Origin of the sequence: Lactobacillus sp. ESL0230 (assembly GCF_003692805.1) — a bacterium.
Taxonomy (GTDB): domain Bacteria; phylum Bacillota; class Bacilli; order Lactobacillales; family Lactobacillaceae; genus Lactobacillus; species Lactobacillus bombicola.
Genome location: NZ_REHI01000006.1, coordinates 309,101 through 333,764 on the forward strand (window position 1 = coordinate 309,101; position 24,664 = coordinate 333,764).

The 24,664-nt window shown below is 35.1% G+C and carries 22 protein-coding genes; 20 read left to right on the plus strand and 2 right to left on the minus strand.

Features of this window, described 5'->3' with window-relative positions; translation table 11 throughout:
* Positions 1–303 precede the first annotated feature (303 nt).
* Positions 304–2,019 (plus strand): septation ring formation regulator EzrA, encoded by a 1,716-nt coding sequence (gene ezrA, locus F5ESL0230_RS03240; protein ID WP_122021562.1) that lies wholly within the window; start codon positions 304–306, stop codon positions 2,017–2,019.
* A 622-nt stretch (positions 2,020–2,641) separates the two neighbouring features.
* Here ezrA and F5ESL0230_RS03245 read toward each other — a convergent pair.
* A complete protein-coding gene (locus F5ESL0230_RS03245; protein ID WP_122021563.1) occupies positions 2,642–3,130 on the minus strand; it encodes a hypothetical protein in 489 nt (162 codons plus the stop codon).
* Positions 3,131–3,842: 712 nt separating this feature from the next.
* Here F5ESL0230_RS03245 and F5ESL0230_RS03250 point away from each other — a divergent pair.
* From F5ESL0230_RS03250 to mreD, 9 genes are all read left to right on the plus strand, one after another.
* Positions 3,843–5,000: a cysteine desulfurase family protein gene (locus tag F5ESL0230_RS03250; RefSeq protein ID WP_122021564.1), complete on the plus strand. Its 1,158-nt coding sequence runs from the start codon at positions 3,843–3,845 to the stop codon at positions 4,998–5,000.
* Between the two features lie 6 nt (positions 5,001–5,006).
* Positions 5,007–6,224, plus strand: coding sequence for a tRNA uracil 4-sulfurtransferase ThiI (thiI, locus tag F5ESL0230_RS03255; protein ID WP_122021565.1), 1,218 nt, complete (start codon positions 5,007–5,009; stop codon positions 6,222–6,224).
* Between the two features lie 269 nt (positions 6,225–6,493).
* Entirely contained in the window at positions 6,494–9,133 is a 2,640-nt protein-coding gene (locus F5ESL0230_RS03260) for a valine--tRNA ligase (protein ID WP_122021566.1), read from the plus strand.
* 1 nt (position 9,134) lies between these two features.
* Positions 9,135–10,415 carry a folylpolyglutamate synthase/dihydrofolate synthase family protein gene (locus F5ESL0230_RS03265; RefSeq protein ID WP_122021567.1) on the plus strand — a complete coding sequence of 427 codons (1,281 nt, stop codon included), beginning with the start codon at positions 9,135–9,137 and terminating at the stop codon, positions 10,413–10,415.
* Positions 10,393–11,070: an HAD family phosphatase gene (locus tag F5ESL0230_RS03270; RefSeq protein ID WP_122021568.1), complete on the plus strand. Its 678-nt coding sequence runs from the start codon at positions 10,393–10,395 to the stop codon at positions 11,068–11,070. The genes F5ESL0230_RS03265 and F5ESL0230_RS03270 overlap by 23 nt, the downstream gene beginning before the upstream one ends.
* A 37-nt stretch (positions 11,071–11,107) precedes the next feature.
* Positions 11,108–11,731: a RadC family protein gene (locus F5ESL0230_RS03275; RefSeq protein WP_122021569.1), complete on the plus strand. Its 624-nt coding sequence runs from the start codon at positions 11,108–11,110 to the stop codon at positions 11,729–11,731.
* Between the two features lie 97 nt (positions 11,732–11,828).
* Positions 11,829–12,833: a rod shape-determining protein gene (locus tag F5ESL0230_RS03280; protein WP_122021570.1), complete on the plus strand. Its 1,005-nt coding sequence runs from the start codon at positions 11,829–11,831 to the stop codon at positions 12,831–12,833.
* A 48-nt stretch (positions 12,834–12,881) separates the two neighbouring features.
* Complete coding sequence (gene mreC, locus F5ESL0230_RS03285; RefSeq protein ID WP_122021571.1) at positions 12,882–13,733, plus strand: rod shape-determining protein MreC; 852 nt, start codon at positions 12,882–12,884, stop codon at positions 13,731–13,733.
* Positions 13,733–14,263 (plus strand): rod shape-determining protein MreD, encoded by a 531-nt coding sequence (gene mreD / locus F5ESL0230_RS03290; RefSeq protein WP_122021572.1) that lies wholly within the window; start codon positions 13,733–13,735, stop codon positions 14,261–14,263. Before mreC ends, mreD begins: the two co-directional genes overlap by 1 nt.
* A 27-nt stretch (positions 14,264–14,290) precedes the next feature.
* Here mreD and F5ESL0230_RS03295 read toward each other — a convergent pair whose 3' ends face one another.
* The gene (locus tag F5ESL0230_RS03295) at positions 14,291–14,422 is read right to left on the minus strand and encodes a DUF4044 domain-containing protein (RefSeq protein ID WP_090091749.1); all 132 of its coding nucleotides are present in this window, start codon (positions 14,420–14,422) and stop codon (positions 14,291–14,293) included.
* Between the two features lie 98 nt (positions 14,423–14,520).
* Here F5ESL0230_RS03295 and F5ESL0230_RS03300 point away from each other — a divergent pair, with 98 nt between their 5' ends.
* The 10 genes from F5ESL0230_RS03300 (at position 14,521) to ftsA (ending at position 24,652) form a co-directional block, all read left to right on the plus strand.
* Positions 14,521–14,847 carry a DUF3397 domain-containing protein gene (locus tag F5ESL0230_RS03300; RefSeq protein ID WP_118896404.1) on the plus strand — a complete coding sequence of 109 codons (327 nt, stop codon included), beginning with the start codon at positions 14,521–14,523 and terminating at the stop codon, positions 14,845–14,847.
* Between the two features lie 147 nt (positions 14,848–14,994).
* Positions 14,995–15,426, plus strand: coding sequence for a division/cell wall cluster transcriptional repressor MraZ (gene mraZ, locus F5ESL0230_RS03305; RefSeq protein WP_122021573.1), 432 nt, complete (start codon positions 14,995–14,997; stop codon positions 15,424–15,426).
* Between the two features lie 6 nt (positions 15,427–15,432).
* Positions 15,433–16,380 carry a 16S rRNA (cytosine(1402)-N(4))-methyltransferase RsmH gene (gene rsmH / locus F5ESL0230_RS03310; protein ID WP_122021574.1) on the plus strand — a complete coding sequence of 316 codons (948 nt, stop codon included), beginning with the start codon at positions 15,433–15,435 and terminating at the stop codon, positions 16,378–16,380.
* A gap of 15 nt (positions 16,381–16,395) precedes the next feature.
* A complete protein-coding gene (ftsL, locus tag F5ESL0230_RS03315; protein WP_122021575.1) occupies positions 16,396–16,758 on the plus strand; it encodes a cell division protein FtsL in 363 nt (120 codons plus the stop codon).
* Positions 16,758–18,923, plus strand: coding sequence for a penicillin-binding protein (locus tag F5ESL0230_RS03320; protein ID WP_122021576.1), 2,166 nt, complete (start codon positions 16,758–16,760; stop codon positions 18,921–18,923). Before ftsL ends, F5ESL0230_RS03320 begins: the two co-directional genes overlap by 1 nt.
* A gap of 5 nt (positions 18,924–18,928) precedes the next feature.
* On the plus strand, positions 18,929–19,891 hold the full coding sequence (gene mraY, locus F5ESL0230_RS03325) for a phospho-N-acetylmuramoyl-pentapeptide-transferase (RefSeq protein ID WP_122021577.1): 963 nt from the start codon (positions 18,929–18,931) through the stop codon (positions 19,889–19,891).
* 4 nt (positions 19,892–19,895) lie between these two features.
* Entirely contained in the window at positions 19,896–21,278 is a 1,383-nt protein-coding gene (murD, locus tag F5ESL0230_RS03330) for a UDP-N-acetylmuramoyl-L-alanine--D-glutamate ligase (RefSeq protein ID WP_122021578.1), read from the plus strand.
* The gene (gene murG / locus F5ESL0230_RS03335; protein WP_122021579.1) at positions 21,275–22,375 is read left to right on the plus strand and encodes an undecaprenyldiphospho-muramoylpentapeptide beta-N-acetylglucosaminyltransferase; all 1,101 of its coding nucleotides are present in this window, start codon (positions 21,275–21,277) and stop codon (positions 22,373–22,375) included. The genes murD and murG overlap by 4 nt, the downstream gene beginning before the upstream one ends.
* Before the next feature lie 17 nt (positions 22,376–22,392).
* Positions 22,393–23,244 (plus strand): cell division protein FtsQ/DivIB, encoded by an 852-nt coding sequence (locus F5ESL0230_RS03340; RefSeq protein WP_122021580.1) that lies wholly within the window; start codon positions 22,393–22,395, stop codon positions 23,242–23,244.
* Positions 23,245–23,305: 61 nt separating this feature from the next.
* Entirely contained in the window at positions 23,306–24,652 is a 1,347-nt protein-coding gene (ftsA, locus tag F5ESL0230_RS03345; RefSeq protein ID WP_122021581.1) for a cell division protein FtsA, read from the plus strand.
* Positions 24,653–24,664: the final 12 nt, after the last annotated feature.

Sequence of the window (24,664 nt, forward strand, 5' to 3'; positions counted from 1 at the left end):
ATCTTAATTTTCATTTTCGCCTGTTGCAGCGTCGGTTACTCGTTCACTAAAACGTATTAAGATGTTGACGTTCTTGTCACTTATAGCTGCAAATATTTTACACGTCCCATATTATAACGATTAAACTATGTTAAAGCAAGAAAAAGTCGTTAAGTTAGTATAATAAGGAAATTTTTATCCTTTTTGATTTAATCATGCTTTAGCTAAATTTTTTCGCCAACTAAATTCTTGTCTATTTTAATAAACTGTATAGCACAGTATTAAATAAATTTGGTATAATTGGGTTAGTTTTGGAGGAAAAATATGTCACCAACTCAGTCCATAGTTGTAATAATTACAATTTTAATCATTATTATTGTTATAGCATTTATGCTCGTTGTTAATCGAAGACAGCTACACGAAATTATTGAGCTTGATGATCTGATTGCTAAAATAGACCGAATGAACCTAGATGCAGATATTGTCAATCTTGATAAAATGGATTTAGCAGGTGAAAGTCTAACGACATTTAACACTTGGCGTAAAAGTTATGAACAAACAGCCAATAAGAGAATACCTCAAGTTCAAGAACTTCTGGATCAAGCTGCAGGGCAAAATACTTCCTATCACCTCATTAGGGCACACAAAAATATTAAACAAGCTCAAGCAATTATGCAGTCAACTTTTGAAGATGCCAAGAATACGAATGATGTTTTTACGGAATTGCTTGAATCAAACCGTGAAAATCAAATGCAGTATGAGGATTTAAATAAAAAATATCAAGAAATGCGTAAACAGGTTTTAGCTGGATCTTTTGAATATGGCTCTGCTCTTGATAAGTTAGAAGATGAACTAACTAATGTAGAGAGTGATTTTGCGGAAGCTAAAAGCTTGACTGCACAAGGGGATCAGGTTGAAGCTAAGCGAGTTCTGTCAAAAATTAGAGCGGCAATTATTTCTATTGACAATGTCTTGCCTAAAATTAGAGCTGATAGACGTGAACTTGACACAATATTTCAAAACCAGTTAAAGGAATTAACAGAAGTTTATAAGAAAATGAAAGCATCCAGGTTTTGTATTAATCAAGTTGATGTTTTAGCTGAAATCAAAAAAAATTATGAGCTGGTTGATAATGCAGGGCAGCTGTTGACCCATTTAAAAATTGAAGAATTAGACCAACAAATTAAAAGTATTAAGTCTAATATATCTGATTTATATCAACTTTTGGAGAATGAATATAAGGCGCGTCCATTTGTGGAAGACAATCAAGATAAGATTCAACGCTTGCTGTCACATCAACAGGTTGAGGCGAAAGATTTAATTCAAAAATTAAGGCACATTGATGAAAGTTATGAATTGACACATAATGAGCTCGAAGCTAGTCGTAAGCTTGAATTGGAAGTTAACGATATGAATCGTCAATATACAGTTGATACACAAAATCTTGCTGATGGTAAAGGCGTGTATTCAGAAATTAAAGCTTCATGGTTGCACATATTGGAGAGATTGCGAGTAATCAGTTCTAAACAAAAAGCGATGGCTCAAGATGTCGATGGCTTGTATGACGCTGAAAATGTTGCAATTGATTCAATTAACCGGTATAAGCAAGAAGTGTCATTGGTTTATCGACGCTTAGAACGTAAAGAATTACCTGGCATGCCTGATACTTTTGTGCAAATGTACACTTTAGTTGTTAATGAGATTGGTCATGTGGCTAAAGAGCTTAATCAAGTTCGAATTAACATGGAAAAAATTTCCAATGAATTAATTAATATCTCCGATGATGTTGAACGGTTAAAGCGTGAAGCTGATGATATTGTTAATTCGGCTAGTCTAGTTGAGTTAACTATGCAGTATTCTAATAAATATGCAACAAATAATGCAGTGAGAGTTGCACAAAAAACAGCATTACAGCTATATAGCCAAGAATATAATTATAAGGAAGCACTTGATACGATTGCGACAGCTATTGAAAGAGTAGAACCCGGTTCATATCAGCGCTTAGAAAATCTTTATTACTCAGAAAAAACAAACAGCTAATATTTAAAAGCAGACCTAATAATCTAGGTCTGTTTTTAAATAAAGAATGATTAATAAGATTTAAATCTGTTTTTCAACACATTATTATCAATAATTTAAGCCGAGGAACAGTTTTGACCCGTTTTTTAGAATCATATTATTGTACTTTTCAGATTGTTTGTTCGTTACATATAAATAAATTTCACGAGTGATTTTTTCGTTTTCGTGATCTATGCAGAGAGCCGAATAGTTGCATAACATGATTACGTTATAGGTATGAAGTACAATTGATACAGCTGAGAAATAAGGCATTTCACTAATAATGGATAACAAAAAGAAAAATATCTTAGGTCCAATTAATGGTGGTAAAGGATTAAAAATGCACACAAGACGCAATTCTGAAAGAAGCAGGCTTAAAATAAGCCTGCTTCGCTACATCTGTTATCCTTTAATAAGATAGATGAATTTTATTTTTTAGTAAAAAAGAATCCTATAAAATTAGGATTCATTAATGCCATCCGGCTTTGATTTTGCAAACTAATATTAGGGGAAAAAGATTTGTCTTAATTTAGTGAGACTTTTTGTTAACTTTATTTAATGGCTATTATGTAAAGTTGACAGTGGTCTAACTAATACTGATTGGCTATTTACCGATTTGTTGCATGTAGCCGGCACCTTTAACTTCATAAGAATAGTCATGCTTTATTTTATTTCTTGTATAGACAGTGAAATATCCCATATTGTAGTAAGACTTCATTACTCTTTTATCTTGTACTTTGCTTCTGGATAACCAGAACGAACCAATTTCTTGGTAATGATAGTTAGACTTATTCATGTCATAATAAGGTCTACCATTTTGCTTATAGCGCATTACATGCAATTTTCGAACTCCGTTTTTATTTAAACTACAACTAACTTTGCCGTCATATATAAATGCATGTTTAGTAATTTTTATATGAGTCCATTTGTTGTGTCCTTTATAGGCGTACCAATTACCTCTTAACTCTGTGGGAGTAGCATTATGTCCCACATATTTAGCCTGCAGCGTTGATGAAAATACCATTCCAGTTACGGCAAACATTAGTGTAGCAGCTAAAACTTTTAATATTTTTTTAAATTTCATTTTTTTCATTTTTTCTCCTCATTTCAACACTAAAATTTTAGCGCTTAAATAAAGCGCTATCAATTATTGATAATAAAGGGTATAGTTAAAATTACGGGTTTTATATAGAATAAATATACTATTAAATTCTAGTTGCAAGTGAGAAAGTCTTGTTGCTTAACTATATCTAACAACTTATTATATTTTTTTCTAAGTAGAAGTGGGTAAAGCGTCTATTTTACTGTAGGTTACTTCTTATTTTTCATTTGGTTTAGTTGATGAAAACTACTATAACTGGGTAGCAGTCGCTAAAAAGTATAGGGTAATGATAAAAAGTTAAGTATGTTAAAGTACAACTATGGTATTGAAGTTAACTGGTTCACCTTTGAAAGCTGATAAATTGAATAGAAGCTATTTGCTAATTGGAGCAGGTAAGGATAAATGATTATGGTGAAAAAAATATTATTAACTATCTTTTTTAAACAAGTCAGTCACTTTGGACCTTTGTCTGGAGTAACTTATTTTTGTGTGAGCTTCTATAAAAATTTTCCGATTTGTAAAAGACCATTAAGATGTTAGAATAACTATTGGCAAAAAATCCTGATGTTTCCCATTTGGGAAGCACAAAAGGGACCGAAATATCGATTTTTCACGAATTAAGTGAATTTATACGAAGTTAATTATGCTATAAAACACTGATATGAGCGAAAAGTGTAGAAATACATGGGGATGATTTTATTACATGATATATTTTGACAATAGCGCAACGACCAAAATTGATCAAGAAGTTCTAGATACTTATACTCAAGTTGCACAGAATATTTGGGGTAATCCGTCTAGTTTACATAAATTAGGTGATCGGGCATATCAATTGCTAGCAAGCTCACGTAAACAAATTGCTCAGCTGTTAGGTACTAAAACCAATGAAATTTTCTTTACTTCTGGCGGTACAGAATCAAATAATTGGGCAATTAAAGGAACGGCTTTGCAAAAACAAGCATTTGGGCATCACTTAATCACTTCTAGTGTTGAACATGCTTCAGTAGCAAATGCTTTTACTGCCTTGGAAAATTTGGGCTTTCGTGTAACCCGTTTACCCGTTGATAAAGCAGGACGCGTTAATGTCAATGATTTGCGTAATGCATTAGATTCGGAAACAACCTTAGTTTCCATTATGGGAGTTAATAATGAAATTGGTACTATTCAACCAATTGAGGAGATCAGTGATTTATTAACTAATTATCCCAATATTCATTTTCACGTTGATAATGTGCAAGCACTTGGTAAAGATATTTGGTCACAGGTTTTTACACCGCGAGTTGATTTTTCTAGTCTTTCGGCCCATAAGTTTCACGGTCCTCGGGGAACTGGTATTCTTTACAAGAAAGCGGGGAAGATGGTTTTGCCACTGCATGATGGTGGTGGTCAAGAAAAAGGTTTGCGTTCAGGTACTGAAAATTTACCCGCAATTGCAGGCATGGCTAAAGCAATACGTTTGCTTTTAGCTAATGAAAAAAGTAATGCTGTCAAAGAAGAGGCCATTAAAGATAGGATAGTTAACTATCTACAGGATAAACCAGGAATTAAAATTTTTTCACCAGTAAATGCGGGGTTTACACCGCATATTTTATGTTTTGCGCTGGAGGGAATTAGGGGTGAAACACTTGTTCATACCTTAGAAGAGCATGATATATATACGTCTACGACTTCTGCGTGTGCATCAACAAAAACTGATCAGGCAAGTACACTGGTAGCGATGCATGTGGATGATAAAGAAGCTACAAGTGCTATTCGTTTGAGTTTTGATGAAACTAATACTTTAGCTGAAGCTGATGAATTTATTAGTGTTTTTGACCAGATTTACCGTCATTTTGCCCCAATTAATCATTTAGGAGAATAAAATTTGATGAAATATACTGAAATTATGGTTCGCTATGGTGAACTTTCAACTAAAGGGAAGAATAGAAAGGATTTTATTGGTCGTTTAGCTGGTAATGTTACTAGGGTATTACGCGATTTCCCGCAAATTGAGCTTCATCCGCGTCATGATCGGATGCATATTGTCTTAAACGACGCACCTTTTGCGGAAATAGATCAGCGTTTAAAGAAAGTTTTTGGTATCCAAACGTATTCACCAACAGTTAAGGTAGAAAAAACACTGGCTAAAATTGAAGAAACTGCTCTTGCTTTGATGAAAGAGACTTACCAAGAGGGAATGACTTTCAAGGTTAATACCAAGCGTAGTGACCATAATTTTACCTATGATACCAATGAGTTAAATCAATTAGTTGGGGACTATCTTTTTAAAAATATGTCCAACTTAAAAGTAGAAATGAAACATCCTGATTTGGTATTAAGACTTGAAGTTCGTCAAGATGCAGTATATATTTCTAACCAGTTATTGCACGGTGCAGGTGGGATGCCTGTTGGAACTGGAGGTCGGGCGGTAATGATGCTTTCAGGCGGAATTGATTCTCCGGTTGCATCATACTTAGCCTTGAAGCGGGGGGTGGACATTGATATGGTTCATTTCTATAGTCCGCCATATACGACTGAGAAAGCCCTCAACAAAGCTAAAGAATTAACAGGAATATTGGCTAACTATGCAGGACGAATTAATTTTATTGCAGTTCCATTTGCCGAAATTCAAGAAACTATTAAAGAAAAGTTACCAGAAGGTTATTTGATGACAGTTCAACGTCGTTTTATGTTACGTTTAGCAGATCAAATCCGGGCTAAAAGAAAAGGACTAGCTATTTTCAATGGGGAATCTGTGGGACAAGTGGCCTCGCAAACATTGGAGTCAATGGCAGCAATTAACGATGTAACCACAACTCCGGTTGTGCGCCCAGTTGCTACAATGGATAAGACTGAAATTATTCGTTTAGCTGAACAAATTGGTACCTTTGATTTATCAATTCAACCATTTGAAGATTGTTGCACAATCTTTGCCCCACCCCGTCCTAAAACTAAGCCAAGAATTGATAAAGCACGCGAATTTGAAGCACGGCTAGATGTTGAGGGCTTAATTGAGCGCGCCCTAGCTGGTATGAAAATAACGACTATTTATCCTGGTGATAAATTCATAGCCGATAAAGCAGCAGAAGATACTGCACTGCTATAAAAAACATGCTATAATTCTATCTAAAGAAGTAATCAAGAGGTATTAATCTTATAAGTAGAGAAAGGTCCATAGTTGGTGAAAGACCGAATGAAGGTTAATTGGTAGCTTGATTTAATTGATTAGCTGAATTTAAAGTAGGCTAGTCCGGTATCAAGGTCCGTTATCACTAGATTAAGAGAAGCAATATTTTTGCTTAATGATAGGTGGTACCGCGGTTATTATATCGTCCTAGACAAGATTGTCTAGGACTTTTTTATTGGAGGAAATTTATGACAGATCTAGCACCTAAATACGATCCCCATGAGGTTGAGACTGGTAGGTATCAAGCATGGCTTGATCAAGACTTGTTTAAGCCATCAGGGGATAAAACAGCCCATCCTTATTCTATTGTAATCCCGCCACCAAATGTTACGGGAAAGTTACATTTGGGCCATGCTTGGGACACGGCAATTCAAGATACTTTAATCCGCTTTAAACGAATGCAAGGGTACGATACGCTATATTTACCTGGAATGGATCATGCTGGAATTGCTACTCAAGCTAAAGTTGAAGCTAAATTGCGTAAGCAAGGTAAAGATCGTCACCAAATGGGACGTGAAGCATTTGTTAAACAAGTTTGGGACTGGAAAGATGAGTACGCTAATATCATTAAAAGTCAATGGGCAAAGATGGGGTTGTCGCTTGATTATTCACGCGAGCGCTTTACTTTAGATGAAGGGCTATCTAAGGCTGTTAAGCGAGTTTTTGTTCAATTGTATAATGAAGGGTTGATTTATCGCGGTGAATATATTATTAATTGGGATCCGCAACTGCAAACAGCATTGAGTGATATTGAAGTTATTCACCAAGATGATAAAGGGGCTTTTTATCACATCAAGTATCCCTTTGCTGATGGCTCTGGTTTTGTCGAAATTGCAACCACTCGACCAGAAACTATGTTTGGTGATACGGCAGTAGCTGTGGCTCATGGGGATGAACGCTATAAAGACCTTGTCGGTAAGGATTTAATTTTACCAATAGTTGGACGTAAAATTCCAATTATTGAAGACCAACACGTTGATCCTGAATTTGGAACAGGACTAGTAAAAATTACGCCCGCCCATGATCCGAATGACTTTGCTGTTGGTAATCGCCACAACTTAGAACGAATTAATGTAATGAATGACGACGGGACAATGAATGAGCAAGCAGGAAAATATCAAGGCATGGATCGTTTTGCTTGTCGTGAAGCTCTAGTTAAGGACTTAAAAGAGCAGGGGTACCTTATTCAGATAAAACCAATTGTGCATTCAGTTGGTCACTCTGAACGTTCAGGTGTCCAAGTTGAACCGCGTCTTTCAACTCAATGGTTTGTGAAAATGAAGCCTTTAGCTGAAAAGGTATTGGCAAATCAAAAAACTGCCAACAAGGTTAACTTTGTTCCAGAACGATTTGAGCAAACGCTAGAGCATTGGATGGAAGATGTGCATGATTGGGTAATCTCACGCCAGCTCTGGTGGGGGCACCGCATCCCAGCTTGGTACAATAAAAAGACAGGTGAGATGTATGTTGGTGAAGAAGCACCGCATGATATTGAAAACTGGGACCAAGATACTGATGTTTTGGATACGTGGTTCTCTAGTGCTTTGTGGCCATTTTCGACAATGGGTTGGCCTGATACAACTGCCGCTGACTTTAATCGTTATTTTCCAACTAATGCCTTAGTAACTGGCTATGATATTATTTTCTTTTGGGTTTCACGCATGATTTTCCAAAGTTTACACTTTACCCATAAACGTCCATTTAAGGATGTAGTTTTACATGGCTTAATTCGCGATGAACAAGGACGCAAGATGAGTAAGTCATTGGGCAATGGGGTTGACCCAATGGATGTCGTTGATGAATATGGAGCTGATGCCTTAAGATGGTTTTTACTTAATGGGACTGCTCCAGGTCAGGATACGCGCTATAATCCAAAGAAATTATCGGCTGCGTGGAATTTTATTAATAAAATTTGGAATGCTGCTCGTTTTGTAATCATGAATTTACCAGAAAGTGCGCAGCCAGTTCATATGCCTGATACTAAGCAGTTTGATTTGGCTGACAGCTGGATTTTTGCGCAGTTAAATCATACTGTTAGTGAAGTGATTCGCTTATTCGATGAATATAAATTTGGCGAAGCTGGGCGAGAATTATATAACTTTATCTGGAATGATTTCTGTGACTGGTACATCGAAGTTTCTAAGGTTGCTTTAAACAGTAACGATGCCCAATTAAAGACTAGAAAACAAGATAATTTAATTTGGATTTTGGATCAAATTTTACGACTACTCCATCCGATTATGCCATTTGTAACTGAAAAATTATGGTTATCCATGCCACATGAAGGTAAATCAATCATGATTGCACCTTATCCAGAATTTCACGCTGAATTTGTAAATGATAAAGCCCAGCATGACATGGCTTTCTTGATTGAAATTATTAAAGCAGTGCGCAACATTCGTATGGAAGTTAATGCGCCTTTATCTTCACCAATTGATATCATGATTCAACTAGAGGATGCTAATAATGAAAAAATTTTGGCTGATAATGCTGAATATGTGAAAAACTTTTTACATCCGAAAGAATTAACGATTGCCACTGAAATTGTCGCACCTAAATTGGCTAAAACCGCTGTGGTGTCGGGAGCGCAAATTTTTATTCCGCTAGCTGATTTGGTAAACGTTGATGATGAAATTAAGCGTATGGAAAAAGAAGAAAAAGACCTTAGAGCTGAAGTTGAACGGGCAACTAAAAAATTAAGCAATGAGGGTTTTGTTGCCCATGCTCCTGCTGCTGTAATTGACAAAGAAAAAGCTAAGCTGGCTGATTATGAAAATCAACTAGCTAGTGTGCAACAGCGAATTCAAGATTTAAAAAAGAGTGAATAATGTGATTTTTAACAATTCTCAAGCCTTTTTAACTTATTTATATGCCTTGCCGAAAACCCATGAAAAAACTGATTTGACTTACATCAAGCAGGTTCTTAATTTACTAGGTAACCCGCAAAATCAAGTTAAAACAATTCATGTTACAGGTACTAATGGCAAGGGATCAACTTCGTATTATTTGAGCAACTTGTTACAAAAAGCCGGTCAAAAGACTGGCCTTTTTGTTTCGCCCTATGTTTTTGAATTTGGTGAACGAATTCAGATTAATGGTCAGTATATTAGTGAATCTGAATTACTTAGAATTGCAAACAGGGTCGAACAAGTTTTGGCACAACTGCGCCAAGATGATGCGTCTTTTTCATTAGTTACATTTGAATATGAAGTGGTACTGGCTTTTACTTATTTTGCTCAAGCTAAATGTGATTATGCCGTAATTGAAGTTGGTATTGGTGGTCAGCATGATAAGACCAATGTAATTGTACCGGAAGTCAGTATAATTACGACGGTTGGGCTTGACCATGAAGCTTTAATTGGACCAACAATTCAAGATATTGCACGTGAAAAAAGTGGCATAATTAAGTGCCAGCGACCAGTTATTTTAGGTAATGTTCCTAATGATGTATTACCGCTTATTAAGCAAAAGGCTTTAGTTGAAGCAGCTCCTTTATATCAGCTGGGCGTTGATTTTGATGTAACTCTTACTACAGCGGCAGTGTATACTGATCAAAAAAGGCAAGTAACGCTATCGCCCAGACCATTGGTTGAATGCTATGATTTAGCAGTTGCAATTAAAGCTTTTAGCCTTTTGCGGATTCCACTAGCCGATAATCAAATTGAATTAGCTCTTGATCAAACGGTTATCCCTGGGCGCTACCAAATTATTCAAAATAATCCCTTAGTTGTGCTTGATGGGGCGCATAATATTCAGGCAATGCAAAATTTATTGCATTTTGTTCACCAGCAACAACAAAGACGTCAAGGTAAAGTGCGTATTCTCATAATGTTAATGCGAGATAAAGATTTTACCCCGATTTTTTCTTTATTTGAAAAAAATGATGAGGTTCATATAACCACTATTGATTATCCTAGGGCTGCTAACAAGGCTGATTTCCCGCAGCAAATTAAAGATAAGTATCCCTACGAGGCAGATTGGCAAATTGCCTTTAAACAGCTACGTCAAAAAAGTCAGCCTAATGATATACTACTAGTAACAGGTTCGTTTTATTTGGTTGGCAATATTTTGCAATGGGAGCAAAAGTATGAAAATAAAAGGCATAAATAGTGAAATTAAAGGCGTTCTTTTTGATATGGATGGCTTATTAGTTAATTCGGAAGAATTATATTGGCAAGCAAATATCCAAGCGGCACGCAAAGCTGGGCTTAAGATGCCAGCTGATCTTTATTTGCAACTAGTTGGTGCATCAGCCACCAGTATGGCTGATTTTTATAAAAATTATTTCCAAAATGATCAGCAGAAAAGACAATTTATTCAGCAAACAGATGATTTAGTGTGGCAATGGACAGACGAAGGGAAATTAAAGTTAAAACCTGGTGTGCAAGCAATCCTTGACTATTTGCAAAAGTGCAAAATACCGATGGCAATTGTCACAAGTAATACTGAACAAGTTGTTGAACATAACTTATGGGTAACTGGTACCCGTAACTATTTTTATTTTCATTTGAATGCCGCAGATGTTAAAAATAACCAAGTCAATCCCAAACCGGCACCAGATATTTATCTTTTAGCTGCTGAAAAAATGGCTTTACCGAAAAAGAATTTATTGGCTTTTGAAGATTCATCTTCTGGATTGCAAGCAGCAGTCAATGCTGGTATTAAGTGTGTAATGATTCCTGACTTAGTACCGGCGACAAAGGAAGATCAAAAAATAGCTACGTTTATTAGATCAAGTTTTAAAGACTTTTTAGCTAAAATTTAGTTTTTTTGCGTATTAAGTAGTGAAAGGGATGATTTACATGGAAATTATTAAATCTAAGCACTATTTAATTAATACAGATTTTGAAATAATGAATAGTCTTTTTGATCAATTAACAGAACAAGGAATTACTCGCTTTGAAGAGCTCTCATCGAAACTGAAACAACTACATATTAATAATTTTAATGAGTTACTGAAATTTATTTCAAATGATGAATGTGATCAGAATATTTCTATTATTTGTGAGAATTTACTTGAGCGTCTACGCTTTGCAGTTCCTGATCGTGAAGCAGTCTTGACCTCAAGTAATGAGGTTGGGATGTATTTAACGGATAAATTAGCAGGACATAAACAAGAACAATTATGGGCAATTTATATTGACAATAGCAACCATATTGTTGCTGAAAAGTGTTTGTTTATTGGGACGCTAGATAAGTCGGTTGCACATCCAAGAGAAATTTTTCGGTGGGCAGTTATTTATGCTTGTGCGGGCTTCATAGTCGTTCATAATCATCCGAGTGGCAACTTGTTGCCGTCTAGGAGTGACATCGAATTAACTAAAAGTTTACATAGTTGTGCCGAAATGATGCATATTGATTTTTTAGATCACTTTATTGTAGGTAAGGGGCAATATTTCAGCATGCAGGAGCATCAATTGTTTTAAATTCATCTTAAACTTATTCTACAAATCTTTTTTCTGTTTCACTTTATGCTATAATTAACCAAGATTTAGAGACTGCAGTAATTAAGGAGAGATTTTCGTGTTTGGATTAGGAGCAAAAAACATTGGCATCGACTTGGGTACAGCCAATACTCTTGTTTATATGGAAGGTAAAGGTATTGTACTTAGAGAACCTTCAGTAGTAGCAAAGAATACGCAGACTAATAAAGTGATCGCGGTTGGTTCAGAAGCTAAAGAAATGATTGGTAGAACACCTGCAAGTATTGTCGCAATTCGGCCAATGAAGGATGGAGTAATTGCTGATTATGATACAACCGCCGCAATGTTGAAGTACTTCATTGAAAAAACAGTTGGTAATTCAAAGCCTTCAGCAATGATTTGTGTACCATCAGGGGTTACAGAAGTTGAAAAAAGAGCAGTTATCGATGCTGCTCGCGTGGCCGGGGCTCGTGAAGCTTTTGTAATTGAAGAACCATTTGCCGCTGCAATTGGAGCCGGGCTACCTGTAATGGATCCAACAGGTTCAATGGTAGTTGATATTGGTGGTGGAACAACGGATGTTGCAACAATTTCACTTGGTGGAATTGTTTCATCAACTTCTATTCGTCAAGCTGGCGATAAATTTAATGCCGCAATTATAAATTATGTACATTCCAACTTTAATTTATTAATTGGAGAACGTACTGCTGAAGATATTAAAATTCAAATTGGTTCTGCTTCAGTTGAAAAGGCGGAAACTATCGATTCAATTAATATTCGGGGTCGTGACCTAGTTACTGGTTTACCCAAGTCGGTTGATGTCAAAGCCGTTGATGTTGCAAAAGCAATTCAAGATGTTGTGCAAGATATTATTGTTGCTATTAAAGAGACGCTTGAGCAAACTTCTCCAGAAATTGCTGCAGATGTAATTGATCATGGAATCGTTTTAACTGGTGGAGGAGCGTTGCTAAAGAATTTACCTGATGTGATTTCAGAAGCAACTAAAGTGCCTGTATTTATTGCACAAGATCCACTTGATTGTGTTGCAATCGGTACTGGAGAATCACTTAAAAATATTGAAATAATGCGTAGAAGTCGCAAATAATATATAAAGTCGGCTCTTTTTGCCGGCTTTTTTAGGGATCAATTCCAGATGAAAAAGTTTCTACAAAATAAAAAACTATTATCAGTATGTATTGTAATTATTATTATTTTTTCGATTCTCGGCGCTAGTGTTAGTTTACGTAATAAAAGAAGTACGCCGCTAGTTATTCAAAGTTTTGGAAATGATGTAGCCGCAGTTGGTACAAGGTTGGTTGATTATCCAATTAGTTTAGTTTCGGGAACATTAAGTAATGTGCACAATCTTTTGCAAACACAAGACGAGAATAATTATTTAAAGAGTCGAGTAACGGAATTGCAGCAAACAGAAGCACGTAATTCTAGCCTTGAAACTGAAAATAAGCAATTAAAATCAGCACTGAAACTGAAAGAATCATTGACGGATTTTGATACTATTGAGGCTTCAGTCATTGCTCGCTCACCAGATAGTTGGAGTGATTTGCTTATCATAAACAAAGGAACAACTTCTGGCTTGGAAAAAAACATGGCGGTTATGTCTGGTGGAGGAGTTATTGGGCGGATTGTAGAAGTTAATGCAGCTAGCGCTAAAGTAGAGCTAATCACTACCTCCGATAAATCGGCCAATCGATTTGCTGTTGAAGCAAAAGCAGTAAATGGCAAAAAAGTGCATGGTATTATTACTGTTATTGGAACTAAAAGTTTAGCCTTTACTCAAGCCGTTGATGGGAAGAAGTTAAAGCGAGGGACTAAAGTATATACCAGTGGTATGGGTGGCAATTCACCTAAAGGATTGTTAATTGGTACGATTGCCACAACGACACATGATTCTTTTGGTCTATCTGACTTACTTAAATTGAGACCAGCCGGAGAATTAAATGATCCAACAGTGGTTTCGGTAATTAAAAGAAAGGTGACTGATTAATGCGTTCTCTGCAGAGATTTGTGTTAGCGATTGCACTTTATATTGCTTTAGTTATTAATGCCAGTTTAGCCCTTTATTTACACGAATTTTTTTCACTTGGTTCAAGTACTAATTTGTTATTACCAATAGGAGTAATGCTAATTGCTTTATTTGATGATACAAATAAAAATGAAATTTGGCTTGCGCTTGGTGCTGGAATAGTTAGTGACATTTATTTTTACGGTATTATTGGGCTCTATGCCGTTGCTTTACCTACGACATGTTGGCTTTTACAAAAGGTAGCTCGTTTTTTACCAGAAGTTTTTTGGGCAAGAATGCTAGTAATAATTATTGCTGTAGTTGGAGTAAATGCTTATAGTTGGCTAATTTTAAAAATTACTGGGGTAATAAATGTTTCTGTTTTAGATTTATTATGGAGCTTGCCCACAACGATTGGGTGGTCATTTTTATTCGCTTGTCTTACATACAAAATCTGGGGTAGTTTAGCAATTAAGTATCCGTTTTTGGTTAATTTGAATAATTATCAATAAAAAAAGTGGGAAGAGTTCCCACTTTTTTTATTCAAAAATTCCTGATGCACTAACTATTGGCATTGCAATAGCAGCTAATGTAAAAATTGCCATAAGCCAAGCCATAACAATTGTAAGTTTTTGAAAACCTGATTTTTTTTGTTTACGTTTGCGTGACATGATTAACCTCCTGCTTGAACAATATTTTATGCTACTTATTAGTTTTTTTCAAACAGTTGTTAAGCTAAAATATGGTTTAGTACTGAGGAGGCTAAAGTATGTTTTTGATATTTGGATTACCTTTACTAGGTTTAGTTTGTGCTGTTATTTTAAATAAACTATTTCCAAGAGCTAAATTTCGTGGATATGATATCTTACCCTTCTTTTTTATCTATGCTTGTCATTTAATTTCATTGAAGCAAAGTAAACCAGAATTTTTACCTTATGGTTTTTTCTTTTTTTTCATTTTAGTTATTATTTTGACAATTGCTGAGGCAATAAAAAATAAGAATATAGCACTAGATAAAATAATGCGTGAAATATGGAATTATCTAACCGTTAATACAATTTTCTGGTATATTGGTTTAATGTTTATGCTGATCTAATATATTTTAAAAAGACCGAAGATTTTAAATAATTTCGGTCTTTTGTTATTTTTTTAAAAGAAAATATAAATATTTAATGTTTTGTAACTAAAAAGTGGTAGGAAGTGGTGAATTGTGGTAAATTATTCTTTGGAAGGGGGCTAAGCCATGTTCATGGGTGAATATCATCACAATCTTGATAGCAAAGGTCGGCTAATTATACCTGCCCGTTTGCGTAATCAAATTGGTGATAAAATGATTTTCACTCGCGGCATGGAAGGCTGCATTTTTGGTTATACCACAGAAGAGTGGGCAGTCATGGAAGCAAAATTAGCCCACCTTCCATTGACTAAAAGGAATGCTCGTAGTTTTACGCGACTATTTTATTCTGGTGCAATGGAGTGCGAATTCGATAAGCAAGGACGTGTGAATCTGACCACGACTTTAAAGAAACATGCATCCTTGATTAAAGAATGTGTAATCGTTGGCGTTTCTGATCGAATAGAAATTTGGTCAAAAGAACGTTGGGATGAATTTAGTGTACAGGCTAATGAAAATTATGATGACATTGCTGAAGATTTCGATGATATTGAACTATAAATAATTATGGAATTTAAACACACCAGTGTACTTTTACACGAAACAATTGATAATTTAAAACTGAAGAATGATGGCCTGTATGTAGACGCAACATTTGGTGGCGGCGGGCATGCCAAATATTTATTAAGCAAGTTAAGCAATGGTACATTAGTTGGCTTTGATCAGGATGAGTATGCGATTCAAATGGCAAAAGCTAATTTTGCCGATGTACTAAAATCCAGTAGTAAGCCACAACTAAAGTTAGTACATAACAATTTTAGTCATGTAAAATCAGAAATGAATCAGTTAGGCTATGAAACTGGGATAGATGGTATTTATTATGACTTAGGAGTTTCTTCACCCCAATTTGATCAGGCAGGACGTGGCTTTTCGTATAGATTTAATGCTCGACTTGATATGAGAATGGATCAAAGCCAAAATCTGGATGCTTATCAGTTAATAAATAATTCAAGTCAAAAAGAATTGGCGGCTATTCTGTATAAATTTGGTGATGAAAAATATTCACGGCAAATTGCTAAAAAGATTATAGAGAATAGACAAAAAAAGCCAATCGAAACAACTTTTGAATTGGTTGAGATTATTAAGGCCGCAATTCCTGCATTTGCTAGAAGAACTGGGGGGCATCCAGCTAAAAAGACCTTTCAAGCTTTGCGGGTTGCCGTGAATCATGAACTCGAAGTATTAGAAAAATCACTTGAAGAAGCAATAGAATTACTTAAGCCAGGTGGGCGAATAAGTGTAATTACTTTTCAGTCTGATGAAGACAAAATTGTAAAAAATATCTTTAAGAAGTATTCGGAAGTTGAAGTACCGCGTGGAATGCCAATGATTCCAGATAGTATTAAACCAATCCTTAGATTGGTAAATCGCAAACCAATAACTGCTTCTTCTGAAGAGCTAAAAAATAATAACCGCTCACACAGTGCCAAGTTGCGGATTGCGGAAAAATTATAATAAAGGGAAATAACAATGGCTGATAATTTAGCAAGGGAAATAGAATATGATCCCAAAGAAGAACTTGAATCCAAACAGCAACAACACCAACCTATTACGCAACAGGAAGTCCCTTGGAGTGGATTTGAAAAAATAATATTGTTTTTAGGAACTATAATTACGATTAGTATGATGACCGTTCTTGTGTCGGCCAGTATTACTGCAACTTCAGCGCAACATGAATTAACCAGTATTCAACGCTCAGTTGATAGGGGAAAAAGTGAAGTTAGTGACTTACATCAAGAACTTGGAGAATTGACCTCAAGCTCGCGAATGAATCGAATTGCGCATAGTCAAGGACTAATTTTAATTGATAAAAACATTAGGACTATACACTAATGAATGAACAAGACAATAAAAAAAATAATCCCAATTCCAAAGCTCACGGGTACCGTATCATAGTTGGCAGATTTTTTCAGCTGGCTGTAGCTTTGGTTTTTCTTGTATTTACAGGCAGATTTTTGTATATAGGTATCTCTAAAACTGTTAATAGTCAGGATTTAACGCAAAAAACAGAACAATTATATAAGCGCAATCAAATTTTAAAAGCAACTAGAGGAACTATCTATGATTGTAACGGTTTAGCAGTTGCTCAAGATTCACACTTATATACGATTTATGCTATTTTAGATAAATCTTCAATCAATTATAAAAATAAGCCTGAATACGTGACTAATAAGACAAAAACCGCTCAAAAGTTGGCAAAGGTTTTACCTTTATCGGCTAATCAAATTTTACATTATCTTTCTCCTAAACATGTTGCTTTTCAAGTTCAGTTTGGAACTGCTGGAATGGGTCTAACTAAGAAACAAAAAGATAAAATTGAGCAGATGAAATTGCCAGGTATTAAATTTTTTGAAACGCAATCGCGTTTATATTTAAATGGAAATTTTGCCTCTCATATTATCGGAATTGCCACTCCAAAATATGACAAAAAGACCAAGTCAGAGTCCTTAGTTGGAACAATGGGACTTGAAGCGTGGTTTGATGATGTTTTATCTGGAAAGGATGGATATCAGATTTCTTCAGTTGATGCGGCTAATTATCAGATACCTAATAGTGTTCAAACATATAAGGCACCTGTTGATGGTAAAAATCTTTATTTGACAATTGATTCTCAATTACAAAATTATTTGGAAAATCGTTTATCCTATGTCCAAAGAAATTACCAACCAGTATCGATGACCGCAGTGGTGGAAGACATGAAAACTGGTAAAGTTTTAGCAGCTTCGCAACGTCCGACATTTAACCCGCAAACGAAAAAGGGAATTTCACATTCTTATCGTAATATCTTAGTACAAGATACATTCGAGCCAGGTTCAGTGTTCAAAGTGTTGACGCTAGCTGCTGCAGTCAATAGCAACAATTATCATCCCAATCAGTATTACAATTCAGGAGCAGTAACCGTTTCAGGATCAGTTATCCATGATTGGCAAGCACAAGGATGGGGTAGTATTCCCTACTCACAGGCATTTCCACGTTCTAGTAATACGGGGTTTGTTCATATTGAACAACAAATGGGAGCTAAGACGTGGCGTAATTATTTGGAAAAATTTCGGATTGGTAAAAAAACTAATGTCACTTTACCTGGTGAACAGCCTGGATTTATAACTTTTCAATCTCCAATTGATCAAGCTGTTACTAGTTTTGGCCAAGGAGTTAATGTCAATGTAATGCAGATGATGCAAGCATTTAGTAGTTTAGCTAATGATGGGCAAATGGTTAAACCACAGTTTATTGAAAAAACAACCAATTCTGCTGGTAAAGTAATAGATGGTTATCAAGTTAAAAATGTGGGTGAACCGATTTATTCAAGGAAAACCGCTCAAGTAGTTTTGTCCAATATGCAACGCGTGTTAAATAAAAAAATTGGTACTGGATCTATTTACCGCATCAATAAAGAAAGTATTGCAGCAAAAACAGGTACAGCACAAATAGCAAGATTAAAAGGTGGCGGCTATCTAAAGGGAAGTAATAATTATACCTTCTCAGTTGTTGGTGTTACGCCAGCAAAGCATCCGCGATATTGCATCTATATCACAATGAAACAGCCACAGCGAATGTCTAAGCCAGCAGAAGTTATACTGGCCTCGATATTTAAACCAATGATGAATCGTGTTATTTTAATGTCAAAAAATAGTGTGGACAAATCAATAGAGGTAAAAATTCCTAATCTACAAAATTTAACTGTTGCTGAGGCGAAGAAAAAAGCTCGTCAAACTGGCGTTAATCTGATTATCTTAGGAACAGGAAATAAAATAGCAAAACAAGCTCTTTCACAAGGAACTCAACGAGTATCTGGTAGCAATTTAATAGTACTGACAGCAGGCAATGTTAAGATGCCTAATTTGAAGGGCTGGAAAAGGGATGATTTATATCAATTATCAAGATTGATTACGAACAAAATAAATATTAGTGGGTCTGGAATAGTTTATAAGCAAAACATTACCCCAGATACTGTAATAGATCCATCAAGCAAAATTAAAGTAAAATTAAAGGAGTAGCATTTATGCTGATTATTAGCATTATCGCATTAGTTAGTTCACTAGTATTAACCGGAATTTTTCTTCCGTGGATGATTATTTTTATGTCGTCACATCATGAAGGACAAAAAATTCGTGATGAAGGCCCAAAGTGGCACCAAAAGAAATCTGGTACCCCCACAATGGGCGGTGTTGTTTTTGTAATTGCAGCCACTATTACAACTATTTGGGTTTCAATATGGCAAAATAAAATGAATAATTTGGTATATATTTTGCTAATTAGCCTACTAGGGTATGGAATTATCGGCTTTTTAGATGATGGTATTAAATTATTTTATAAGCGTAATTTGGGATTGAAAGCTTGGCAAAAGTTTGTTTTTCAAATTTTTATTGCTATTGCGATTATCTGCATTGCAATGAAAGATAATTTTAAGTTTGCACTTTTCTTGCCACTAATCGGAACTATCAGTAGTGTTGTTGTATTTACGGCTTTTGTTATTTTCTGGCTAGTTGGCTTTTCAAACGCTGTCAATTTATCTGATGGACTTGATGGTTTAGCAACTGGGTTGTCAATTATTGCCTATGCGACCTATGCTTATATTGCTTTAAAGCAAAAGAATTTTTCTATTTTAATTTTTTGTATGAGCATAATCGGTGGGTTAATCTCATTTTTTGTTTTTAATCATAAACCAGCAAAAATTTTTATGGGGGATGCAGGTTCGTTGGCACTAGGAGGCGGTCTTGCAGCTGTAAGTGTATTTTTACATCATCCTTGGTCACTCTTGCTAATTGGCATTGTCTTTGTTTGTGAAACCGCTAGTGTGATTATGCAAGTAATTTCTTATCAAACTACAGGCAAACGAATTTTTAAAATGACACCTATTCATCATCATTTTGAAATGATTGGATTTTCTGAGTGGAAAGTTGACTTTTTGTTTTGGACTGTTGGCTTAATCGGAAGTATTCTATATTTATTAATTTGGGGATAGTGTCATGAAAAAAGTTGCAAAGTATGCAAATAAAAATATATTAGTTTTAGGTTTAGGAAAAAGTGGTTTTGCAGTGAGTAGATTGCTACTTAAACTTGGTGCAAAGCTAACTTTGAATGATCAGGCAGATTTAGCTAAAAATGAATATGCTCAAAAATTAGTGCAGCTGGGTGTACGTGTAATTGGGGGTAAACATCCAGTTGAATTATTAAATCAAGAACATTTTGATTATTTTGTTAAGAATCCGGGTATCCCTTATGAAAACCCAATGGTAAAAAAGGCACAGGAAATTGGTCTGCCCATTATTACTGAACCAGAAATTGCTTTAAGTGCCAGTGAAGCACCCTACGTATGTGTGACCGGTTCAAATGGTAAAACTACAACTGTGATGCTTACGCAAGAAATTATGGAACATCATATGACTAAATTAGGTCATCACGCTTACGCAGTTGGCAATATTGGTACTCCTATCTCCGAAGTAGTAATGAAAGCTACTAGTCAAGATTTATTAATAGTAGAAATGTCCAGCTTTCAGTTACTAGGTGTAACTGATATCAATCCAGAAGTAGCGACAATTATTGATATTTATCACAATGTGCACCTTGATTATCATAAAACATTTAATAACTATGTTGATGCAAAATTAAATGTAACTAGAACGCAAACAGCTAATCATTATTTTTTGGCTAATCTTGACCAGCCTAATATTCTCAATGAAGAAAGAAAAATAACTCAAGCTCAAATCCAAACTTTTTCTGAAAACAATCAAGAAGCTGATTATTTTATTGCTGATGGTTACTTGCAAACTAAAAAGGAAAAGCTTATAAAAGCTAGTGATATGAAACTGCCAGGCATACATAACCAGCAAAATGCTCTGGTTGCCAGTGCCATTTCACATTTGATGGGGGCTGAAATTGATGACATTCGCGCAGTCTTGTCCACCTTTACAGGTGCTAAACATCGTTTACAATATGTAATGACACTAAATGAGCGTAGAATTTACAACGATTCAAAATCGACTAATATTGAAGCTGCTTCTGTTGCAATTCCCGCCTTTGATTCCCCTGAAGTTTTGATTGCTGGCGGACTTGATCGCGGATTTAATTTTGATTCCTTGATCCCTTTATTAAAAAAGCACGTTAGAGCTGTTGTCCTTTATGGTGAAACAAGGTATTTATTAGCAGATGCAGCAAGAAAAGCAGATATTAAGGAAATTGTAATTACTAGTACGCTTCAAGAAGCTGTACCCAAAGCATATGACTTAACTCTTCCAGGAGACGTTTTATTATTTTCGCCTGCTTGTGCTTCTTGGGATCAATTTAAGAATTTTGAAGATCGTGGCAACTATTTTATTAAATTTATTAAGGAATTGAAGAAAAATAAATGAGAGTTATATTTACTGGTGGTGGAACTGGCGGCCATATTTACCCAATTATGGCGATTATTGAACGCTTAAAAGAAAGAAATTTGGCAACAGATGATGAAATTTTATTTGTAGGTACTAAAAAAGGATTAGAGGCAAATATAGTTCCAGCAGCTGGGGTTAACTTTAAAACACTGGAAATTCAGGGCTTTAGTCGTAAGCACTTATTGAATAATTTTACAACTATTAAAAAGTTTATCAAAGCAACTAAAAATGCTAAAAAAATTATCAGTGAATTTAAACCTGATGTAGTAGTCGGCACAGGTGGGTATGTAAGTGGAGCAATTGTATACTCTGCTGCTAAGATGGGAATTCCAACTATGATTCATGAATCAAATTCAGTAGTTGGTGTTGCTAATAAATTTTTGGGTCATTTTGTTGATAAAATTTGTTACACATTTGATGATGCAGCTAAGCAGTTTAGTGAGAAAAAAAAACTTGTAAAAACAGGGAATCCCCGGTCACAACAAGTATTAAGATTATTGTCTGCAAGCGCAAATAATATTACAAGTAAATATGATTCTAAAATGCCCACAGTGTTAGTTTTTGGTGGTTCACGTGGAGCATTGACCATTAATAGAATTATGCTGCAATCACTAAAAAAGCTTAACCAAAAGCCATATAAAATCATTTGGGTTACCGGAATGTATTATTATGAAGAAATCAAAAAGAAATTAGCTGGTATTCAATATGATAATATTACTATTTTATCTTATGTAAAAGATATGCCGGCCTTGTTACCTAAGATGACTTGCGTTGTTTCTCGTTCTGGAGCAACCAGTATTGCTGAATTTACTGCTTTAGGTGTCCCAGCAATTTTGATTCCTAGTCCTAATGTTACACATAATCATCAAATGAAAAATGCACTTGATCTTGAAAAAGCAGGTGCAGCTACTGTAATTGCCGAAAATGATCTGAATCCTAACAATTTTATTTCGTCAATTGACCATATTTTACTGGATAGTAAATATGCTGACGCAATGAGTATTGCTTCTAAGCGATTAGGGGTTCCAAATGCTTCAGATCAGATAATTAAAGTAATGGAAGAGATTACTAAGTAATAAATAGGTGAAAACTGTTGACTAAAAAAAAGGTGACAAAGATTGATCCTGAAGAAAAATTATCTCGATATTTAAACTATCAATCTAATCAAAATAAGAGAAAAAATCAAGTAAAAATCTCTGCTTCTCTTTCTAAGTTGCATAGCGAGCGTAGGTCAGCCTTGTTCAAGCGAATGGGTTTGATTATTATTGTTTCGGTAATAGTCTTATTAGGCTTAGGTTACTATATATCTCCATTAGCCAATGTTAACAGTATCACAGTAACAGGTGAAAGTAGCCTTCCCATTAAGGAAATTGTGAACACTTCCGAAATTAAAGGCAGTGATAAGGTAATTGATTGTTTATTAAAGCAAAAAAAAATTAATAATAAGTTAGTTAATAAGTATAATGAAATAAAATTTATCAATATATATGTTGAACATTTTAATCACTTACAGTTGGAGATAAATGAATTTAAAACTATTGGGTATATAAAGAGAGAAAAAGGGTATTGTAAAATATTGTCAAATGGTAAACTAGGATCACAGTTACTTCCTTGGAATAGAGTAAGCCACAATAAACCAGTCTTTATTGATTATAACCACGAAGTTTCACTCGAAAATAATTTAAAATTATTTAATAGTCTACCAAGTAGTTTTCAAAGCCAAATAAAATTATTGAGTGGGAATACACGTCGTAAATCACAGGTGATTTTTGTCATGAAAGATGGGAATGTAGTTATTGGCGATATTTCAACACTCAAAAGCAAATTAAAGTATTATAATGAAATAAGAAATAAAGTTGGAAAAAATAGTTTAATAGATTTAGAAGTGGGTGCTTTCAGTCGCCCACTCACAGCAAATGAAAAGCGAATATATGGCTTAACATAAGCTGATTTTATGTTTCTTTTATGTTAAAATTTTAAAAGAACATAGACGGGGGGTTTAATTTTTGGACGATACAAATCTTTTAGTGGGATTGGATATAGGTACTACTACAGTAAAAGCTGTTGTTGCTGATGCAGGTAAGGTCATAGGTGCAGTTGCGGTCAATAATAAGGGCATGCGGCATGGTAATATAGTAGATATTGATGAAACAGCCAGCGCAATTAAACAAGCTTTAAAAGAAATTGCTACTAAGACCAACGCTCATATTTATCGCGTGGTAACTGGAATACCAGTTGGAATGTTGCAGTTAGAAAAAGCAAGTGATTTAATTAATGTGAGTGACAGTGGTCAAGAAGTTGGCAACAGTGATGTTAAGCGCGTTATCAGCATTGCAATTAGGTCTGGTGTAAAAAGTGATCGTGAACCAATTGCTTTTTTTCCTAATCATTTTGTGATAGATGGAACAGACGTTGTTGATGATCCCCGAAAAATGATTGCTCATTCATTAGCAGTACAAGGAATTGTCTTGACCGCGCCAACCAGCCCACTTCATAATATTAAGAAGGCAATTGAAAGAGCCGGCTATCAAAATAATTTCTTTGTTCCCACCCCGTTAGCAATCGCTAGTGTCGCTTTACAAGAAAGCGAACGAAAATTTGGCTCAATTATTCTTGACTTAGGTGGTGGAGTTACTACAGCAACGGTTATTCGCAATAATCAAATTGTCTATGCCAATGTTGACTATGAAGGTGGCAGTGACATTAGCGATGATATTTCTGTAGTTCTCAGTACTTCAAAAAAAGATGCAAATCAAATTAAGCTTGATTATGGCTATGCTAATCCAGCTTTAGCTTCTGTTAAAAATGAGTTTGCTGTTAATAGTGTTGGCTCAAATGGGCAACAAATGGTAGACGAAGTTTACTTAAGTAAAATAATTAATGCCCGCGTAATGCAAATAATTGGCCGAATAAAAAAGGGTTTGGCCCAACATGATGCATTAAAATTACCTGGTGGTGTAATCATTACCGGTGGAAGTAGTTTACTTCAGGGATATGCTGAAATCATTGCAAATGCAATGAATGTTAAGGCACGTGTTTACTATCCGGATCAAATTGGGATGCGCAACCCAGTGTATTCCGCAGCTTTCGGGATTGTCAATTATGCATATAAAATGTCAGATATTGATTTTTTGATTACTAGTTCAATATATGGAAATGATATACTTGATCAAAATGAAAAAACGGTAACAAAAAAATCAAAAAGACCGACTTCTGCTAATGAAACAAAAGTAAAAGAAGAATATAATAGACATGAGTTGTCTAAGCGAGAGACAGACTCGCAAAGCAAACTGAATAATATGCATAAAAATGAAAAAGGCATAAGGAATTTCTTTAAAAAGTTCTTTGATTAAAGGTGGTTAATT

Coding starts and splice junctions, on each gene's coding strand:
- ezrA (WP_122021562.1), top strand. CDS start 304: ATGTCACCAACTCAGTCCATAGTTGTAATAATTACAATTTTAATCATT.
- F5ESL0230_RS03260 (WP_122021566.1), top strand. CDS start 6,494: ATGACAGATCTAGCACCTAAATACGATCCCCATGAGGTTGAGACTGGT.
- mraZ (WP_122021573.1), top strand. CDS start 14,995: ATGTTCATGGGTGAATATCATCACAATCTTGATAGCAAAGGTCGGCTA.
- F5ESL0230_RS03270 (WP_122021568.1), top strand. CDS start 10,393: ATGAAAATAAAAGGCATAAATAGTGAAATTAAAGGCGTTCTTTTTGAT.
- F5ESL0230_RS03250 (WP_122021564.1), top strand. CDS start 3,843: ATGATATATTTTGACAATAGCGCAACGACCAAAATTGATCAAGAAGTT.
- F5ESL0230_RS03320 (WP_122021576.1), top strand. CDS start 16,758: ATGAATGAACAAGACAATAAAAAAAATAATCCCAATTCCAAAGCTCAC.
- F5ESL0230_RS03300 (WP_118896404.1), top strand. CDS start 14,521: ATGTTTTTGATATTTGGATTACCTTTACTAGGTTTAGTTTGTGCTGTT.
- F5ESL0230_RS03275 (WP_122021569.1), top strand. CDS start 11,108: ATGGAAATTATTAAATCTAAGCACTATTTAATTAATACAGATTTTGAA.
- mreD (WP_122021572.1), top strand. CDS start 13,733: ATGCGTTCTCTGCAGAGATTTGTGTTAGCGATTGCACTTTATATTGCT.
- mreC (WP_122021571.1), top strand. CDS start 12,882: ATGAAAAAGTTTCTACAAAATAAAAAACTATTATCAGTATGTATTGTA.
- F5ESL0230_RS03295 (WP_090091749.1), bottom strand. CDS start 14,422: ATGTCACGCAAACGTAAACAAAAAAAATCAGGTTTTCAAAAACTTACA.
- thiI (WP_122021565.1), top strand. CDS start 5,007: ATGAAATATACTGAAATTATGGTTCGCTATGGTGAACTTTCAACTAAA.
- ftsL (WP_122021575.1), top strand. CDS start 16,396: ATGGCTGATAATTTAGCAAGGGAAATAGAATATGATCCCAAAGAAGAA.
- murD (WP_122021578.1), top strand. CDS start 19,896: ATGAAAAAAGTTGCAAAGTATGCAAATAAAAATATATTAGTTTTAGGT.
- murG (WP_122021579.1), top strand. CDS start 21,275: ATGAGAGTTATATTTACTGGTGGTGGAACTGGCGGCCATATTTACCCA.
- F5ESL0230_RS03245 (WP_122021563.1), bottom strand. CDS start 3,130: ATGAAAAAAATGAAATTTAAAAAAATATTAAAAGTTTTAGCTGCTACA.
- rsmH (WP_122021574.1), top strand. CDS start 15,433: ATGGAATTTAAACACACCAGTGTACTTTTACACGAAACAATTGATAAT.
- mraY (WP_122021577.1), top strand. CDS start 18,929: ATGCTGATTATTAGCATTATCGCATTAGTTAGTTCACTAGTATTAACC.